At 63.3% G+C, this 17,773-nt stretch carries 19 protein-coding genes; 7 read left to right on the top strand and 12 right to left on the bottom strand.

The window, feature by feature from the left end; all coding sequences use genetic code 11:
• Positions 1-42 precede the first annotated feature (42 nt).
• Positions 43-498 carry a ribosomal protein S18-alanine N-acetyltransferase gene (gene rimI / locus ACVWZT_RS05310; protein ID WP_200626723.1) on the bottom strand — a complete coding sequence of 152 codons (456 nt, stop codon included), beginning with the start codon at positions 496-498 and terminating at the stop codon, positions 43-45.
• Positions 495-1,280, bottom strand: coding sequence for an energy transducer TonB (locus tag ACVWZT_RS05315; RefSeq protein WP_457468480.1), 786 nt, complete (start codon positions 1,278-1,280; stop codon positions 495-497). The genes rimI and ACVWZT_RS05315 overlap by 4 nt, the downstream gene beginning before the upstream one ends.
• A gap of 239 nt (positions 1,281-1,519) precedes the next feature.
• Here ACVWZT_RS05315 and mksB point away from each other — a divergent pair, with 239 nt between their 5' ends.
• From mksB to mksF, 3 genes are read left to right on the top strand one after another with little or no spacing between them, the layout of a single operon-like run.
• On the top strand, positions 1,520-2,806 hold the full coding sequence (gene mksB, locus ACVWZT_RS05320) for an Mks condensin complex protein MksB (protein WP_170028211.1): 1,287 nt from the start codon (positions 1,520-1,522) through the stop codon (positions 2,804-2,806).
• Positions 2,796-3,503 (top strand): Mks condensin complex protein MksE, encoded by a 708-nt coding sequence (gene mksE, locus ACVWZT_RS05325; protein WP_225780358.1) that lies wholly within the window; start codon positions 2,796-2,798, stop codon positions 3,501-3,503. The genes mksB and mksE overlap by 11 nt, the downstream gene beginning before the upstream one ends.
• Positions 3,500-6,331, top strand: a complete 2,832-nt coding sequence (gene mksF, locus ACVWZT_RS05330; protein ID WP_457468481.1) for an Mks condensin complex protein MksF — start codon at positions 3,500-3,502, stop codon at positions 6,329-6,331. The genes mksE and mksF overlap by 4 nt, the downstream gene beginning before the upstream one ends.
• 145 nt (positions 6,332-6,476) lie before the next feature.
• Here the strand turns inward: mksF and ACVWZT_RS05335 are convergent, their stop codons facing one another.
• From ACVWZT_RS05335 to rplU, 5 genes are all read right to left on the bottom strand, one after another.
• A complete protein-coding gene (locus ACVWZT_RS05335; protein WP_085617292.1) occupies positions 6,477-6,920 on the bottom strand; it encodes a CreA family protein in 444 nt (147 codons plus the stop codon).
• 22 nt (positions 6,921-6,942) lie between these two features.
• Positions 6,943-8,061, bottom strand: a complete 1,119-nt coding sequence (gene proB, locus ACVWZT_RS05340; protein WP_296231861.1) for a glutamate 5-kinase — start codon at positions 8,059-8,061, stop codon at positions 6,943-6,945.
• 85 nt (positions 8,062-8,146) lie between these two features.
• Positions 8,147-9,373, bottom strand: a complete 1,227-nt coding sequence (gene cgtA / locus ACVWZT_RS05345; protein WP_296231862.1) for an Obg family GTPase CgtA — start codon at positions 9,371-9,373, stop codon at positions 8,147-8,149.
• Positions 9,374-9,561: 188 nt separating this feature from the next.
• Positions 9,562-9,819, bottom strand: coding sequence for a 50S ribosomal protein L27 (gene rpmA, locus ACVWZT_RS05350; protein ID WP_070092741.1), 258 nt, complete (start codon positions 9,817-9,819; stop codon positions 9,562-9,564).
• 38 nt (positions 9,820-9,857) lie between these two features.
• Positions 9,858-10,172, bottom strand: a complete 315-nt coding sequence (gene rplU / locus ACVWZT_RS05355) for a 50S ribosomal protein L21 (RefSeq protein ID WP_003247466.1) — start codon at positions 10,170-10,172, stop codon at positions 9,858-9,860.
• Between the two features lie 244 nt (positions 10,173-10,416).
• On the opposite strand from rplU, the gene ACVWZT_RS05360 reads away from it, so the two are divergent.
• The 3 genes from ACVWZT_RS05360 (at position 10,417) to ACVWZT_RS05370 (ending at position 12,178) form a co-directional block, all read left to right on the top strand.
• Positions 10,417-11,385 carry a polyprenyl synthetase family protein gene (locus ACVWZT_RS05360; protein WP_296231869.1) on the top strand — a complete coding sequence of 323 codons (969 nt, stop codon included), beginning with the start codon at positions 10,417-10,419 and terminating at the stop codon, positions 11,383-11,385.
• Positions 11,386-11,507: 122 nt separating this feature from the next.
• Complete coding sequence (locus ACVWZT_RS05365) at positions 11,508-11,849, top strand: zinc ribbon domain-containing protein YjdM (RefSeq protein WP_009686103.1); 342 nt, start codon at positions 11,508-11,510, stop codon at positions 11,847-11,849.
• Positions 11,850-11,932: 83 nt separating this feature from the next.
• Entirely contained in the window at positions 11,933-12,178 is a 246-nt protein-coding gene (locus ACVWZT_RS05370) for a PA4570 family protein (protein ID WP_170028205.1), read from the top strand.
• 88 nt (positions 12,179-12,266) lie between these two features.
• Here the strand turns inward: ACVWZT_RS05370 and ACVWZT_RS05375 are convergent, their stop codons facing one another.
• From ACVWZT_RS05375 to ACVWZT_RS05395, 5 genes are all read right to left on the bottom strand, one after another.
• A complete protein-coding gene (locus tag ACVWZT_RS05375; RefSeq protein ID WP_170028204.1) occupies positions 12,267-12,884 on the bottom strand; it encodes an FKBP-type peptidyl-prolyl cis-trans isomerase in 618 nt (205 codons plus the stop codon).
• An 85-nt stretch (positions 12,885-12,969) separates the two neighbouring features.
• Positions 12,970-13,275: a DUF6482 family protein gene (locus ACVWZT_RS05380; protein WP_296231872.1), complete on the bottom strand. Its 306-nt coding sequence runs from the start codon at positions 13,273-13,275 to the stop codon at positions 12,970-12,972.
• Positions 13,276-13,432: 157 nt separating this feature from the next.
• Complete coding sequence (locus ACVWZT_RS05385) at positions 13,433-13,921, bottom strand: TIGR00645 family protein (RefSeq protein WP_003247486.1); 489 nt, start codon at positions 13,919-13,921, stop codon at positions 13,433-13,435.
• Positions 13,922-14,030: 109 nt separating this feature from the next.
• The gene (locus ACVWZT_RS05390) at positions 14,031-14,369 is read right to left on the bottom strand and encodes a PA4575 family protein (protein WP_296231874.1); all 339 of its coding nucleotides are present in this window, start codon (positions 14,367-14,369) and stop codon (positions 14,031-14,033) included.
• Positions 14,370-14,529: 160 nt separating this feature from the next.
• A complete protein-coding gene (locus ACVWZT_RS05395) occupies positions 14,530-16,968 on the bottom strand; it encodes a Lon protease family protein (RefSeq protein ID WP_296231875.1) in 2,439 nt (812 codons plus the stop codon).
• Positions 16,969-17,220: 252 nt separating this feature from the next.
• On the opposite strand from ACVWZT_RS05395, the gene ACVWZT_RS05400 reads away from it, so the two are divergent.
• Complete coding sequence (locus ACVWZT_RS05400; protein WP_170028199.1) at positions 17,221-17,709, top strand: DUF3015 domain-containing protein; 489 nt, start codon at positions 17,221-17,223, stop codon at positions 17,707-17,709.
• Positions 17,710-17,773 lie beyond the last annotated feature (64 nt).

The raw sequence follows: 17,773 nt of genomic DNA on the forward strand, positions 1-17,773 counted from the left end.
GCAGGAGCGGGCATGCCCGCGAAGGGGCCCGTGCAGGCCTGCTCAATCTTCGAGCAGGGTACAGGCCATCACCAGCGCATCCTCACGGCCGCCGGCGATCGGGTAATAGTCGCGACGGCGGCCAATCTCGTTGAAGCCATAGCGCTCGTACAGGCGATAGGCCGACTGGTTGCTGGCACGCACCTCCAGGAAGCACTCACGACCGTTGAGCTGGTAAGCCCGGGCCATCAGGTGCTCAAGCAGCCGCAGGCCCAGGCCGCGCCCCTGGTTTTCCGGCTTGACCGTGATATTGAGCAGGTGCGCCTCATCGATGATCACGTTGATCACGCCATGCCCCACTTGCTGCTGGCCGTCGAACATCAGCCAGACTTCATAGGATTTGAGTGCATCCTGAAAGATCCCACGGGTCCAGGGATGACTGAACGCGGCATATTCGATTTTAAGTACGGCATCCAGATCCGCCTCGGTCATCCGGCGGAAGCTGATCGAGTCACTCATTCAACGCTCTTCCAGCGCGCCATCAGCTGGCGCATGGCTTTCCAGACGTCCGCCTTGCGCTGCGGCTCGTCCATCAACAGTTCAAGGCCCGGCAAGGCCCAGGCGTCCCCCAGGCCGTCGAGCGTCAGGGTTTGGTAATAGGCGTTGCTATCGGCATTGGCGGCAAAGCGCAGCGCCGGCAGGCCGACCAGCCACAGGCAGGCGCATGGGGCGTCTTCCAGGCGTGCCTGGACAAAGCCCCGGACAAAATCGCCGGCGGCTTCCGGGCCCTGGTCGAGGTTGCCGCGCACCAGCAGTGGCCAGCGCACCGGTTCGCCGACGATCTGCGGGGCATCGGGCAGGCCGGCGGCGCGCAGCATGTCCTTGAGCAGCAGGTAGGACGGATCGCGGCTCTGGAACGGCTGGCCGGTGGCCAATTCCACCAGCAGCAAGCAGCTGCCGGCACGCAGCAGCTGCAGCGAGAAGCGCGGGGGCGGCACGGGTGCCGGACGGGTAGCTGCGACCGGCCCCTCGGCCTCGGCGGCCTGGGCAGCCGGCTTGGGCGCACTGGCCGGGCGCGGTATTTCGATTTTCGGGCGCTCGCCAGCACGCGCCTGTGGGGTGACGGGCACGTCGTTGGCGGCGGGGGCGGGCCTGGCTTCGACACCGAGGTCTTCGACCGGTGCCACCGGCAGCAGCAACTCGGGCCGCGACGGTGCGGCGAACGGCAGTTCGGCGCGCGGCAGCCAGTGCACCACTTGCATGGCGGAAAGGTAGGCGCGGCGACGGGGTTCGGTGAGCAAGGTGCGGGGTCCCGAGGGGTGAAGACAATTGGCCATTCTAACGGGTATGCCTTGGATTTTGCAGCGCCTATCAGACCGAGCGCCGCGTGGGCGGCGCTCGATCTCGCAACCACCCTGAAAACAATGCCGTACACCTACACATCACAAGGCTATCCCCTTCATTACAGACCAAGGGGTGAAAACCTCCCCCCAGGATGCAGTACAATCGCCCCCTTTTTCTTGGCAACGAGTCGAAGCCAATGATCGAACCCAAGCGCGTCCTGCGCGCCCTAGCCGAACACTGGGCCCTGATCGAGCCGCTGTGCGAGCGTTTCGACCAGGGCACCCTGAGCCTGGTCGAACTGCGCCAGCATGTCGCCCGTCAGCAGGTCGAGAGCACCCCGCAGGACATCACCCAGCTGCTCGACGTGTGGATCCGCCTGGACATTCTGGTCCCGGTGGCCAAGAGCCCGAACCGTTTCGAGCTCAACGCGCAGATCCACGACTTCCTCGCTTACCTGCGCCGCGAACACCGGCTGGGCCTGTGCCTGGAGATCGAAGCCTACCTGCGCCACCTGGAACGCCTGGCCGGGCATATCCAGGATGCCTTCGACAACCGCGACAGCGACGACCTGGCGCGCCAGCTGCGCCTGCTCGACATGCGCGTGCGCGATGTGCTGAAAAAACTCGACAATGACGAGCAGGCGCTGGTGGCCGTGGCCGAACGGGCCAAGACCAGCAACCGCCAGATCCCGCTGCGCCAGCGTTATGCCGAAGTGCTCGCCACCTGGGACGAATACGTCGAGCCGATGATCCAGCTGGTCAACGCCGACGGCGCCTTCGAGCAAGGCGTGCGCAAGGTCGAGACGGTGCTGTTGAAACTGCTCGGCGAACAGGCGCGCCTGGGTCACCTGGTCGACGACGACATGTTGCTGCGCACCCATGCGCGCATCCTGGAAATGCAGACCAGCGCCCAGCTGACCCTGCGCCACGCCCGCGAACTGCTGCTGCCGCTGCGTGAAGAAGCCCGCCGCCACAACGCCGTGACCCGTGGCGCCGCGCTGGCCCTGTCGGTGATCCGGCGCAAGGGCATCGACGCCGTGCCGCAAGCCGCGATGCCGCTGTTCACCCGCCCGCAAAGCACCTTCCTCGGCAGTGCCAGCCAGGTTGAAGCCTACGTCTACGCCCTGGCGCGCTTCGAGCCCAAGCCGGCGCGCTTCCCCAAGGCCCACAAGACCCAGTCCGGCGCCCTGCCCCGTGCACCGCGCACGGTAAAGGAAATGGCCGAACGCTGCGAACAGGCCCTGCCGCTGCCCGACCTGATGGTCTGGCTGCTGGAGCAGGAACCGGAAAGCGCCACCGACGAGCTGCTGTATTGGTTCTCGCGCCTGTCGCGGGAAAAGCGCTTCAAGCGCGAACGCCTCGACCGCCGCGAGTACACCACCCAGGAACACCTGGTCAGCCTGCGCTCGTTCGCCCTGACCTCCAGCCGCGAAGACGCCACTGCGTCTACCGAAACCAACGCGAGCCCAGCCCATGCATCTTGATCTTTCCGAACTGTCCCAGCTCGCACCGATCTTCCGCGAGCTGTTCAAAGGCTTCCACGTCAGCCGCCGCGACCCCGAGCTATACGCCCAGCTGTCCAATTTCCAGGACCAGTACCGCACCCTGTTCAAGGCCCTGGGCTTCGAACTGGTGTGCGACACCCGAGGCTTCTACTACTTCGTGCCGGACATGAGCGCCGCGCAGGTCAACAAGACCGCGCAGCGCCTGTCGCTGTTCACCTTCATCCTGGTCGAGCACCTGGCCGACCAGGGCCGCGACCCAATGGCCGTGCTCGACGGCGGCAGCATCGGCCGCGATGAACTGCCATCGCTGCTGGACAAGTACCGCGACCTGTTCCTGCAGGCCGAAGTGCAGACCGTGGACGAGCTGGAAGAAAAAATCCTGCGGCGCATGACCCAGCTCGGTTTCGCCTTCGAGGAAGGCGGGATCTACCGCTTCCTGCCGCCGATGCACCGCTTCCTCGACGTTTGCCTGGCCGTGCAGCAGGACCGCGACCTGGCGGCCACCTTGCACAGCGACCTGCCGCTGCCGACCCCGGTGCTGGTCGAGGAAGAAAGCCCCGAAGAACTCAACCGCACCGACGACCCGCTCGACCTCAGCCCCTTCGAGGGCGAGGAAAGCGAAGAGGAAGCCCTGGCCCGGGCGATCCGCGAAGAGCAACAGGAGATTGACGCATGAGCCAGGAACGCTACGGCATCCGCCGCTTCGCACTGCTCAACACCGCCGGCTACAGCCTTGGCCTGTTCCCGCTGGAACAGCCGCTGTCGGTCTACGGTGCCAACAACCTGGGTAAATCGGCGTCGATCAACGCCCTGCAGTTCCCGATCCTGGCACGCATGTCGGACATGAGCTTCGGCAAGTACAGCCTGGAGCAGTCGCGCCGCTTCTACTTCGCCAGCGACACCTCGTACATTCTCTGCGAGCTGAGCCTGCCCCACGGCCCGCACGTGATCGGCGTGGTCGGGCGTGGTCCGGGCGGCGGTTTCGGCCACCAGTTCTTCGCCTACAAAGGCGAACTGGACCTGGCCCACTACCAGAAGAACGACACCTGCCTGCGCCAGAAAGAGCTGTTCACCAACCTCGAGCGCCTGGGCATCAAAGCCTATGAAGTGAAGCCGGACGAGTTGCGCCGGCTGCTGGTCGGCGGCCATACCTCGGTGCCGCTGGACCTGACCATGATCCCGCTGCGCTCGACCAGCGAGCAAAGCCTGAAAACCTTCCGCGCACTGTTCATCAACCTGCTGCACATGCGCGAGATCACTGCCGCCAAGCTCAAGCAGCTGTTCCTCGACGCCTTCGAGCACAGCCTGCGCTCCGGCAGTGTCGACTACATCGCCGCGTGCGAAGAGGCCTTCCGCGACGTGCGCCGCATGGAACAGGACTACAACGCCCTGGTCGCCGCCGGCCCACTGGTCGAGGCGCTGGCCGGTGGTGTGGCGCAGCGTGACATCCTGCGCGGCAAGCTGCACCGCATTTCGCCGGTGCTCGACACCCTGCTGGCGACCTGGCAGGAATACGCCATGGCGCGCAAGGAAGAACTGGTGATCCAGGCCGAGCACTATCGTGGCGAGCAGGACCGCCTGCAGAACGACCAGCGCGGCGGCACCCAGGAACTGATGCGCCTGGAGCGGGAAATCACCGGCATCCAGCGCTGGCTGGGCGAGCTGTCGGTGCTCAAGCACCGCTTTGCCCTGGTCGATGACGTCAAGGTCCTCGAACAGCAGTTGCTGGCGGCCAAGGACGCCCACGACGAACTGGCCGGCGCCCTGGCCCAGTCCCGGCAGTTCAGCGCCGAGGACCTGGACGAACGCGTACGCGACCTGGAAAAGCGCCTGAAGCAGGTACGCCAGCAGCTCGACCACGCCGACAACAACAGCTACGCCCGCCTGCGCGAAGAGTTCTCGCAACAGGACGTCGACCGCCTGATGCGCCTGTTCAACGGGGCACTGTTCAGCCTGCCGCTGGGCGACCGGGGTATCGAGCTGGATGACAGCGACTTGTGGGTAAAATCGCTGGAAGCGGTGCTCGAAGGCTTCAAGGGCGAGCGTTTCGAGGCGCCCGGCCTGTCCATCGACCTGTCGCACATCGACCCGCCGGCGCTACAGGCCCTGGCCGACCGCGCCGCGCTGCGCGACCAGAAGGAACGCCTGGAAAAAGAGCTCAAGCAGCTCAAGACCCAGCAAGCCGTAGCCGCTGACCGCTCCGCATCCAAGGCCCAGACCGAAACCCTGTACCAGGAGGTGCTGGACGCGCAGAAAGCGCTGGAAGACTTCCGTCGCAGCGAAACCCTGGCTGCCGAAGAGCCCGAGAAACTGGAACAGCTGGCACAGCTGGAAGCCGCCCAGGACGAACTCAAGCGCTCCAGCGATGCCTTCACCGAACGCGTCCAGCAGCTGTCGGCCAAGCTGCAGCTGGTTGGCCGCCAGATCGGCGACCTCGAGGCCAAGCAGCGCACGCTGGAAGACGCCCTGCGCCGTCGCCAGCTGTTGCCGGCCGACCTGCCCTACGGCACGCCGTACATGGAGGCCATCGACGATTCGATGGACAACCTGCTGCCGCTGCTCAACGACTACCAGGACAGCTGGCAGAGCTTGCAGCGGGTGGACAACCAGATCGAGGCGCTGTACGCCCAGGTGCGCCTGAAAGGCGTGGCCAAGTTCGATAGCGAAGACGACATGGAACGCCGCCTGCAGCTGCTGGTGAATGCCTACGCGCACCGCACCGACGAGGCCCTGACCCTGGCCAAGGCCCGCCGTGCCGCGGTCACCGACATCGCCCGGACGTTGCGCAACATCCGTAGCGACTACGACAGCCTCGAACATCAGCTGGCCCTGTTCAACCGCGAGATCAACCGGCGCCAGGTATCCAACCTGGAGAGCTTCCGCGTGGTGCTGGCGCCGAACAAGGAAGCGCTCAAGCACATCGACCAGATCATCCACAGCGCCGGCCAGTACGAAGAGGGCGAAACCCTGTCGGTGTTCGACCTGACCCAGAGCGCCGAGCAGGACAACAAGAACGAAGAGGCCAAGGAATACCTGGCACGGCTGGTGGCGGCCAACCACAACCAGCTGGGCCTGAAGGACCTGTTCGAGCTGGCGTTCGAGATCACCAAGGTCAACGGCCAGCCGGTGATCCATGCCGACATCGACGGCGCGGCATCCAACGGCACCACCATGACCATCAAGGCGCTGACCAACATGTACCTGTTGCTGCACCTGATGGACCGTGACCTGGCCGGGCGCATCCGCCTGCCGTACTACCTGGACGAAGCGGCGGACATCGACGAACGCAACCAGGCTGCGCTGCTGGAGACCAGCCTGCAGCTGGGTTTCGTGCCGATTCTGGCGAGCGTGAAGCCGCAGGTGTCGGCGCGCGTGGCAATCGACCTGGAAGGTGGCAGCGGGCCGAACGGCATCTACATTGACGAGGCAGACTGGAAGTACATCAGCCGTCGGGATGAGGTGAAGGCGGTTGTGCGCGAGGATCAGGCCGAGGAGTTGGCCTGACAGGAAGCATTGGGCCGCTTTGCGGCCCATTCGCGGGTAAACCGCTCCCACAGGTGTTGTGCAAGCCTCAAGGGCAGTACAGTACCTGTGGGAGCGGGTTTACCCGCGAATGGAGGCCAAAGGCCTCCGGCGATCTAGCATGTTGTCAGTGAGCCCAAGGCAGGATCGGTATCGCCGTCACCGCATTCTGCGGGCTGCCTTCGATCATGCGGTCGCTGTACACCAGGTACACCAAGGTATTGCGCTTCTTGTCCAGGAAGCGCACCACCTGCATGGTCTTGAACACCAGCGAGGTGCGCTCCTTGAACACTTCCTCGCCATCCTTCAGCTCACCCTTGAAGTTGATCGGCCCCACCTGACGGCAGGCAATCGACGCCTCGGCCCGGTCTTCCGCCAGCCCCAGCCCGCCCTTCACGCCGCCGGTCTTGGCCCGCGACAGGTAACAGGTCACACCCTCGACCTTGGGGTCGTCGAACGCCTCGACGACAATCCGGTCGTTCGGCCCGAGGAACTTGAACACGGTCGACACCTGGCCGATTTCCTCGGCTCCGGCCAGCATCGGCAAGGCCAATGCCGCCACGGCAATCATCCTTTTCAGCACGTACGCTTCCTCAGACCAGAACCAGGTTGTCGCGGTGCACCAGCTCGGGCTCCGCGATGTAGCCGAGAATACCTTCGATGGCATCCGATGGCTGGCCGATGATCTTCTGCGCCTCCAGGGCGCTGTAGTTGGCCAGGCCACGCGCCACTTCATGGCCGTCCGGACCAACACATACCACCATCTCGCCGCGGCGGAAGCTGCCTTGCACGGTCTTCACGCCGACCGGCAGCAGGCTCTTGTTGGCCTGGCGCAGGGCCTGCACCGCACCCGCGTCCAGCACCAGGGTGCCACGGGTCTGCAGGTGGCCAGCCAGCCACTGCTTGCGCGCCGCGAGCATGCCGCGCTCTGGCGACAGCAGGGTACCCAGGCGCTCGCCGGCCTTGAGCCGGTCCAGCACACGCTCGATGCGGCCACCGATGATGATGGTATGGGCACCGGAACGGGCCGCCAGGCGTGCGGCGCGCAGCTTGGTCTGCATGCCGCCACGGCCCAGCGCACCACCGGTGCTGCCGGCCACCGCATCCAGCGCCGGGTCGTCGGCGCGGGCTTCGTAGATCAGCTGGGCTTCGGGGTTGTTGCGCGGGTCGGCGTCGAACATGCCATCGCGGTCGGTGAGGATCACCAGCAGGTCGGCCTCGACCAGGTTGGCCACCAGCGCCGCCAGGGTGTCGTTGTCGCCGAAGCGGATCTCGTCGGTGACCACGGTGTCGTTTTCGTTGATTACCGGCACCACGCCCAGGTCGACCAGCGTGCGCAGGGTGCTGCGCGCGTTCAGGTAGCGCTTGCGGTCGGACAGGTCGTCATGGGTGAGAAGAATCTGCGCAGTGTGCTTGCCGTGCTCGCCGAAGCTCGATTCCCAAGCCTGTACCAGGCGCATCTGGCCAATCGAGGCGGCCGCCTGCAGCTCGTTCATCGCACTCGGTCGCGAAGTCCAGCCCAGCTGGCTCATGCCGGCAGCCACGGCCCCGGAGGAGACCAGAACCAACTCCACGCCTGCCTCACGCAGCGCAACCATCTGCTTGACCCAAACGGCCATGGCACCGCGGTCGAGACCCTTGCCATCGGCGGTCAGCAGAGCACTGCCAATCTTCACGACCCAGCGCCTGGCGCCCGTCACCTTGCTTCGCATCTTCTTCCAACCTATGTCGAATCTGTAGATACCGTGGATACAAAAACGCCGCTCCCGAGAGCGGCGTTTAGTGTACTGCAACCGGTCAGTCGCGCACGTAAATGATTTCCGGGCCGTCTTCGTCGTCCTCGAAATCATCGTCCCAACCGTCATCGTCGCCGATGTCGTGCACGCTCTTGACGCCAGTCCGACGCAGGGTGCGCGCGTCGTCCAGGGCCTGCAGCTGGGCACGCGCCTCGTCTTCGATGCGCTGGTCGAGGTCGGCCAGCTCTTCGGCATAGACCGGGTCATTGGCCAGGCGGTCGGCGCGATCTTCAAGGTAGCGCATCAGGTCGTGGCTGAGCTTCTCGGTGCCCTGCTTGGCGATGGCCGAAATCACATAGACCGGGCCTTCCCACTGCAGGCGCTCGACCACTTCCTTGACGCGCTCGTCGCGCTCGTCATCCATGAGCATGTCGGCCTTGTTCAGCACCAGCCAGCGCTCGCGCTCGGCCAGCGACGGGCTGAACTGGGTCAGCTCGTTGATGATGACTTCGGCAGCATCGGCCGGGCTGCTGCCGTCCAGCGGCGCCATGTCCACCAGGTGCAGCAGCACGCGGGTACGCGCCAGGTGCTTGAGGAAGCGGATACCCAGGCCGGCACCTTCGGAAGCGCCTTCGATCAGGCCGGGAATGTCGGCGATGACGAAGCTTTTCCAGCGGTCGACGCTGACCACGCCGAGGTTCGGTACCAAGGTGGTGAACGGGTAGTCGGCCACTTTCGGCTTGGCCGCCGAAACCGAGCGGATGAAGGTGCTCTTGCCGGCGTTCGGCAAGCCCAGCAGGCCGACGTCGGCCAGCACTTTCATTTCCATCTTCAGGTCGCGCTGCTCACCCGGCTTGCCTGGGGTGGTCTGGCGCGGGGCACGGTTGGTGCTGGACTTGAAACGGGTATTGCCCAGGCCGTGCCAGCCGCCCTGGGCGACCATCAGCTTCTGCCCCGGGGTCACCAGGTCACCGATCACCTCCTGGGTGGAAGCGTCGATCACGGTGGTGCCGACCGGCACGCGCAGGAACAGGTCGTCGCCCTTCTTGCCGGTGCAATCGGTACTGCCACCGTTGGCGCCACGCTGGGCCTCGTGGTGACGGGTATAGCGATAGTCGACCAGGGTGTTGAGGTTTTCGTCGGCGACCATGTACACCGAGCCGCCATCGCCACCATCACCGCCGTTGGGACCACCGTTCTCGATGAACTTCTCGCGACGGAAGCTCATGCAACCGTTGCCACCGTCACCGGCCTTGACCCGAATGGATACTTCGTCAACAAACTTCATTCAAAACCGCCTCTCGTCTTCCGACGAGCTGAATACTGATAAACCTGAGGCTCTTGCAAAAATGAGCGCGGCGGCCCCGTACGACCGTAGAAACCCACGCCGGCAGCCCATACAAACAGCTTTGCAAGAGGCTCACCACAAACGAAAAAGCCCCGTCGCATGACGGGGCTTCTGGAGCGACGTCGCGATTAAGCTGCGACGATGCTCACGTAACGGCGGTTGAACTCGCCTTTCTTCTCGAACTTGATCACGCCTTCGATCTTGGCGAACAGGGTGTGATCCTTGCCCATACCAACACCGTAGCCGGCGTGGAATTCGGTGCCGCGCTGGCGGACGATGATGTTGCCTGGCTTGATAACCTGGCCGCCATACATCTTCACGCCAAGGCGTTTCGATTCTGAGTCGCGACCGTTACGAGTACTACCACCAGCCTTCTTGTGAGCCATGGTTCAATTCTCCAAATAAATTCAGGGGATCTAGGGGATTAAGCCTGGATACCGGTGATTTTGATCTCGGTGAACCACTGGCGGTGGCCCATGCGCTTCATGTGGTGCTTACGACGACGGAACTTGATGATGCGAACCTTGTCGTGGCGGCCTTGCGAAACGACTTCGGCCACTACTTTAGCGCCAGCAACAACTGGAGCACCGATGGTGACTTCTTCACCGTTGGCGACCAGCAGAACGCGATCGAAGGTCACGGATTCGCCAGTGGCGACTTCCAGTTTTTCGATCTTGAGGAATTCACCTTCAGCGACTTTGTACTGCTTGCCGCCGGTAACGATTACTGCGTAAGACATGGTATTTCTCCGATAATCCTGCTCACCCAGCGCTTTATATGATGAGTATTGGCTGGCATGGCTGCACAGGGCTGGAACGGCCCGGTGCAATTGCGTAAGGCAGGTGCTGCCCAGGAAGTTAGGGTGCGCGATTGTACGCAACCGCGGTTTTGCTTGCAAGTCCCGCCCCCGGGCAGGCGGCACCGCGCCTTGACACACCGGGACCCGCGACCTAGCATGCCGCGCAACCTCACTGGAGCAGCCGATGCAACCCCAAGCCTTCTACCGAGCGGTGGCTGATGATTTCAGCGCCGTCGACGAGATCATCAAGAAGCAGCTGACCTCGCGCGTGCCGCTGGTATCGAAGATCGGCGACTATATCACGTCCGCCGGTGGCAAGCGCCTGCGCCCGCTGCTGGTCCTGCTATGCGGCAAGGCCCTGGGCCGCGAAGGCGACGACCTGCGCCTGCTGGCCGCCACCATCGAGTTCCTGCACACCGCCACCCTGCTGCACGACGACGTGGTCGACATGTCCGGCATGCGCCGTGGCCGCTCCACCGCCAATGCCTTGTGGGGCAATGCGCCGAGCGTGCTGGTGGGCGACTTCCTCTATTCGCGCTCGTTCGAGATGATGGTCGAGCTCGGCTCGATGCCGGTCATGCAGATCCTGTCCAAGGCCACCCGGGTAATTGCCGAGGGTGAAGTGCTGCAGCTGTCGCGGGTACGCGACGCCAGTACCACCGAGGAAGTCTACATGGAGGTCATCCGCGGCAAGACCGCGATGCTGTTCGAGGCTTCGACCCACAGCGCCGCCGCGCTGGCCGATGCCAGCGACGAGCAGCGCGAGGCCCTGCGCACCTTCGGCGACCACCTGGGCGTGGCCTTCCAGCTGGTTGACGACCTGCTGGACTACAAGGGCGACTCGCAGACCCTGGGCAAGAACGTCGGCGACGACCTGGCCGAAGGCAAACCTACCCTGCCGCTGATCTACACCATGCGCGAAGGCACCGCCGAACAGGCTGCACTGGTGCGCCAGGCGATCCAGAAGGGTGGCCTGGAAGACCTTGAGCAGATTCGCGTGGCGGTCGAGGCATCCGGCGCCCTGAACTACACCGCCGAGCTGGCGCGTGACTACGTCAAGCGTGCCATCGAGTGCCTGGAAGTACTGCCGGCCACTGAATACCGTGAAGCGCTGGTCGAGTTGAGCGAGTTTGCCGTAGCGCGTACTCACTGATAGATCGCGTCAATGCCGTTCGCGGGGCACGCCCGCGAACGCTTTTGTCCGGACATAATCCCTTCTGCAACAATACCTCTTACAATGTCGGGCTTTTATTGCCTGTCTGTCGAGGAACCGAAGTGAGCACTCTGCCACCCTGCCCGAAATGCAACTCCGAATACACCTACGAGGATGGCACCCAGCTGATCTGCCCTGAATGCGCCCACGAATGGTCGGCCAGCGGCGATGCCGAGGCAGCCAGCGACGAGGTGGTGAAGAAGGACTCGGTCGGCAACATCCTGCAGGACGGCGATACCGTCACCGTGATCAAGGACCTCAAGGTCAAAGGCTCTTCCCTGGTGGTCAAGGTCGGCACCAAGGTCAAGAACATCCGCCTGTGCGATGGCGACCACGACATCGACTGCAAAATCGACGGCATCGGCGCCATGAAGTTGAAGTCCGAGTTCGTGCGTAAAGTCTGATAACGCAAAAACCGCCAATTGACGCTTGCTATTTAGATAATAAGAATTATTCTCATTGGAGCCGCTATCCAAGGAGAATAGCCATGACTTATCTGATCGACGCCTGGCTGGACCGCCCACACCCCTACCTGCGCATCCTTCATCGGGAAACCGGCGAAGTGTGCGCGGTGCTTGAACAAGAAGCGCTCGACGAGCTGCGTGACCAGGGCGACCTGGACATGAGCGGGCTGAACTCGAGTGAACCGGGGGTGCTCAAGGAGCTGGTGCGCAACCTGTTTCTGTTCTGCTATGCGCGGGCATTGCGCCCTGGGGGAACAGACTGGAACTGACGAACCTGGCGAGGGCTTCGCCCTCGATCGCGACACAAGGCCGCTTCTACAGGACAACGCATATCCCTGTAGAGCGGCCTCAGCGGTATTACAGAACGTCGAGCAGCTCGACGTCGAACACCAGCACGCTGTGCGGCGGGATGCTGCCGACGCCCTGAGCGCCGTAAGCCAGCTCGCTCGGTACGTACAGACGCCATTTGCTGCCGGCGTTCATCAGCTGCAGGGCCTCGGTCCAGCCAGCGATCACGCCACCAACCGGGAATTCAGCCGGCTGGCCACGATCGTAGGAGCTGTCGAACACAGTGCCGTCGATCAGGGTGCCGTGGTAGTGGGTGCGAACGTTGCTTTCGCGGGTCGGCTTGGCGCCTTCACCTGCGGTCAACACTTCGAACTGCAGGCCCGAGGCCAGGGTGGTGATGCCTTCACGCTTGGCGTTTTCCGCCAGGAATTCCTTGCCCGCGGCAGCAGCGGCTTCGGCCTTGGCGGCCGCTTCGGCCTGCATCACTTCGCGGATGACCTTGAAGCTGGCCGACAGGTCGGCTTCGCTGACGCGGCTGTCGGCACCGTTGAAGGCGTCGGTCAGGCCGGCCAGGATGGCTTCCAGGCTCACGCCTGGTGGCGGGTTGTCACGCAGCTGGCCGCCCAGCTGACGGCCGATGCCGTAGCTGACGCGGGTTTCGTCGGTGGACAGGTTGAGTTCGGACATTGTCATGCTCCACTGCAGGGCGCAGTGAAGCCGCGCCCTTGATGAAAAGGGCGAGCAGCCTAGCACACTGGGGCGCTGCGAGCAGCTACCAGGCCGAGCGCTGGGAAATCGGCACCTTCAAGTCTTCTTCCGGGTGCGTGCCCATGCCACACATTTCATCCTGCACCGACCAGTGCACCAGGTTCATCGAAACCATGGGAATGGTTTGCAGCAGCTTGCGCGCATCCTCCACCGAACGCACGCGCAAGCGTTGACCGTGGGCATCGGAGAGTGGATGGGCGCGCCCTTTGACCCGGGCCTCGAGCAAGTAGTCACCGCCTTCGATGGCGATCAGGTTCAGTTCGTCGACATGGCCGGATCTGGCCTCAGTGTTGAGCTGATGCAGGTTCATGAGAGCACCTCGGGACGGGAACCACGCATGAAGCTCATTTTTTGTACAGAAACGGAGAATACACAAGACACGACTGACGCCGCTCGTCAGTTGCCAGCGCCACGTAGCGCAATTCCTCCAGGAGCGACGCAAGGCCGCTCCTTTAAGGGGCCGCGGCTCAGTGTTTGGTGAGCTTGTCCAGGTAGCCCATGCAGAACGCCGAGACCACGAAGGTCATGTGGATGATCACGTACCACATCAGGTAATCAGTGGAGATGTTCTGCGCATCCATGAACACCCGCAGCAGGTGGATGGACGAAATGGCCACGATCGACGCCGCCACTTTCATCTTCAGCGACGAGGAATCCATCTTGCCCAGCCAGTTGAGCTTTTCCTTGCTCTCGTCGATATCCAGCTGCGAGACGAAGTTTTCGTAGCCGGAGATCATCACCATCACCAGCAGGCCACCGACCAGCGACATGTCGATCAACGACAGGATCACCAGAATCAGGTCGGCTTCGCTCAGCGCGAAGACGTTGGGCAGGACGTGAACCACTTCCTGGAAGAATTTCAGCGCCAGGGCCAGCAGGCCGAGGGACAGGCCGAAGTAGATCGGTGCGAGCAGCCAGCGCGAGGCATACATCGCGTTTTCGAGGATACGTTCCATGGAGAATCGGGACTCATCAGGTGACTAAAAAGCGAGGGCGAGTATAGCCAGCCACCTGTTACAGCAAAAGCCCGGTGAACGGGGCTGCGCTGCAGCCCCGGCAATTCGTTCAGGTTTCAGGATGGAACTGGTAATCCCCGAGGTTACGGCACCGGTCGCCATTGATCCGCCGCAACTGCGCCTGCAGGTGCAAACACCAGATCTGCGGGTCCTCGGCCACCTGATAGCCATGCAAGGTCAGGCTGTCGACAATGGCATTCAATACCGATTCGGCCACCAGCGGCCCATGAAACGGCCCCTGGGCCTTGATCGCCGAAGGCTGTTCACCAGCCATTCCGGCAGCGAACAGCAACGTCCACATACCGTTGTCCCCGGCCAGCGGCCGGATGCAACATTCGATACGGGTCACCAGGCCCAGGCACTGGCGCGTGAGGCTGAGGTTGCGCATGGCCGCGTCCCCTCCAAAGAGCCTTGTTCAGCCTGGACTCAGGCTGTTTCCATCCTGAACGCTGATACCGTCCTTAAGTTCCAGCATAGAAGAACAGCAGCAAAAGTTGGAAAACCGGCGCTGAACGGTAGCACTTCGCCGCCAGCGCCGGTTTATTGACTCAGGCCGGCTTGGCCTGGGCAATCACCTCTTCAAGACGCTCCTTCTCCGCCTTTTCGATTTCTTCCTCACCGATCATCTCGGCGATCTCGCGCAGGCGCTCCACCACCCGGGCATTGACGCTGCCTTCGGTGAACTGGCCCTTGTCATCCAGCACGCCGGCCTCCTCGCCCACCAGCAGGCTCAGGGCCTCGTCGGCCTGGCTCACCGCATAGACGTGGAACATGCCGTTCTCCACTGCCTGCAGCACGCGCTCGTCGAGCATCAGCGTGGCGACGTTGGCGCGCGGGATGATCACCCCCTGTTCGCCGGTCAGGCCACGTGCCTCGCACAGGCGGAAGAAGCCCTCGATCTTCTCGTTGACCCCACCAACCGCCTGCACTTCACCAAACTGGTTGATCGAACCGGTGATGGCGAAGCATTGCTTGAGCGGCGTGCGCGACAAGGCCGAGATCAGCGTACAGGCTTCGCCCAGCGAGGCGCTGTCGCCGTCGACATAGCCGTAGGACTGCTCCAGGGCGATGCTCGCCGAGATCGCCAGCGGAAATTCCTGGGCATAACGGCTGCCCAGGTAGCCGGTGAGGATCATCACGCCCTTGGAGTGGATCGGCTGGCCGAGGTTGACCTCGCGTTCGATGTCGACGATGCCGCTGCCGCCCGGGTACACGGTGGCGGAGATACGCGCCGGCATGCCGAACGCCGAGTCGCCCACCTCCAGCACGGTCAGGCCGTTGCACTTGCCGATGGCCGCGCCTTCGGTGTCGATCAGGATGATGCCGGCCAGCATGTCGTCCAGTACCCGCTGCGAAACTCGCCCGGTGCGGGTGGCCTTGGCCTTGAGTGCACGTTCGATATGGCCGGCGTCGGTCATTTCGTCACTGGCCAGCTGGCGAATGAAATCGGCTTCGCTGACCAGCTGGAACAGGTCGCCGATACGCGCCGAAAGGCGCGACTGGTTCTCTGCCAGGCGAGCGCTGTAGGTGGCCAGGCGCGCCACTGCATCACTGGTCAGCGGCGCCATGCCCTCTTCATTGGTGCGGGTGCGCAGCAACTGGGCGAACTGCTCGAGGTTCTCGTCGACCATGGGCATGTCTTCGTCGAAGTCCACCAGCACCCGGAACATCTCCTGGAAGTCCGGATCGTGGTCCTGCAGCGCGTAGTACAACTGGCGCGAACCGATGATGATCAGCTTGACGTTCAGCGGGATCATCTGCGGCGTCAGGCTGACAGTGGCCACGCGCCCCAGCTCGCCCAGCGGCGACTCCATCTTCAGCTTGCGCGACTGCAGGGCACGCTTGAGCGCGTCCCATACGAATGGCTCGCCGAGCATCTTCTCGGCTTCGAGAATCAGGAAACCACCGTTGGCGCGGTGCAACGCACCCGGCCGCAGCTGGCGGTACGAGGTATACAGCGCGCCCTGGTCGGTGCTGTATTCGATACGGCCGAACAGGTTGTCGTAGGTCGGGTGTGGCTCGAACACCACGGGTGCGCCACCGTCAGCGTGATGGCCAACCACCAGGCTGGGGGCGTATTGCTCTTCCAGCAGCTTGCGCGCGACGGCGTCGGTCTTGCTGTCGTCCACCAGTTGCTCGACCACGGTACGCAGCAGGTTCAGCTGCACCGACTGCAGGTAGGCACAGACCGCCGCGTTTTCCGCATATTTTTCCGACAACGGCGCCAGCAACGGCTGCAGGGCCAGGGTGATGGTTTCCTCGTTGAGCTGGCGCAACTGGTTATTCGACTCGCGCTTCCATTGCGGCAGGCTGGCCAGCTCTTCGTTCAGGCGTTCCTCGAGCAGGGCGATGTCTTCGTGGAACTGCTCGCGTACTTCTTCCGGCAACTGGGCGAATTCGGCTTCATCCAGCGCCTTGCCGTCGGCCATCGGGGTAAAGGCGACGTTGCTGGCGTCGCGGTACAGGGCAACGTCCTTTTCCAGCGAGGCGCGCTCGATCACATCCAGGGCGCGGTCGTAACGCTGGTTGAAGGCGCGGTCGATGGCGCCTTTCTTCTGCTGGTAGGAGGGGTGCTCGAACACCGCCGGGAACGTCGCCAACAGGTTGTCGATCAAGCCGTTCATGTCGGCTATGAATGCCCCGGCGCTGCCGGACGGCAATTCCAGCGCGCGCGGTTCGCGGGTGTCATCGAAGTGATTGACGTAGACCCAGTCGGCCGGGGTCTGCTGGCGCTTGCCCTCGGCCTTGAGGTAGCGCTTGACGAACGAGAAACGGCCGGTGCCAGGCTCGCCCATCACATACACGTTGTAACCGGGGCGCGGCATGGCCACGCCGAACTGCAGGGCCTCGACAGCACGTTCCTGGCCCAGGACTCCGCGAAACGGCTCCAGATCGTCGGTGTTGGTAAAGGCAAACTGCTCGGGGGAGAAACGCCGGGTCAGGGCTTCAGGCGCGAGACGCAGGCGCGCAGCGACAGGATCGGGCATTGGGTTTCCTTACTTCGGCGGGGCAGATACGCAGCATTCTGGCGCTGCCCGCGCGCGCCTTGCAAGGCTCCACGGGACTTTATCTCCAGCCGCAGCGGGTCATCCGACAGCAAATTTTTCGCAATCAGCAACGCAACCTTTAGATCGTGCCTAAACTCCAAGCTGCGCGGGTGGGTGAAAAGCTTCCCCGACCTGGCAACCGAGTTGCCAGAAACCCTGACCCTTGGTTAAGTCAAATAGAGAACAAATGCTATGAAACGGATTCTTCTGGGTACTCTGTTCACCGTGGTTTCGCTTAACGCCATGGCCGAAGCGCCAGGCGGCCCGAACTGCGGCTGGGGCAACATGCTGTTCGAAGGCCAGCGCGGCACTCCGGCACACTTCCTGGCTTCCACCACCAACGGCACCTCCGGTAACGCCACGTTCGGCATGACGTCCGGCACCAACGGTTGCTCGACCAAGGCTTCGCTGACCTACGGCGGCAAGTCCTGGTTCGCCATGAACGGCATGATGAACGAACTGTCCGAAGACATGGCCATGGGCCAGGGCGAAGCACTGACCACCTATGCCGTGGTACTCGGCGTGGCTCCGGAAGACCGTGGCTACTTCGCAGCCGTCACCCACCAGCACTTCAACCAGATCTTCAGCAGTGCCGACGTCACTGCCGAAACGGTCCACAGCAACACCCTGGCCGTTCTGAAGAACGATCCACGCCTGGCCAAATACGCTACCGAGGCCTAAGCGCAGCTGCTCCCGCCCCGGCTCCGGGGCGGGTTTCGCCTTTTTTTCGGCATCGTTGAGAAGT

The sequence above is a fragment of the Pseudomonas sp. TE21394 genome (assembly GCF_054057835.1).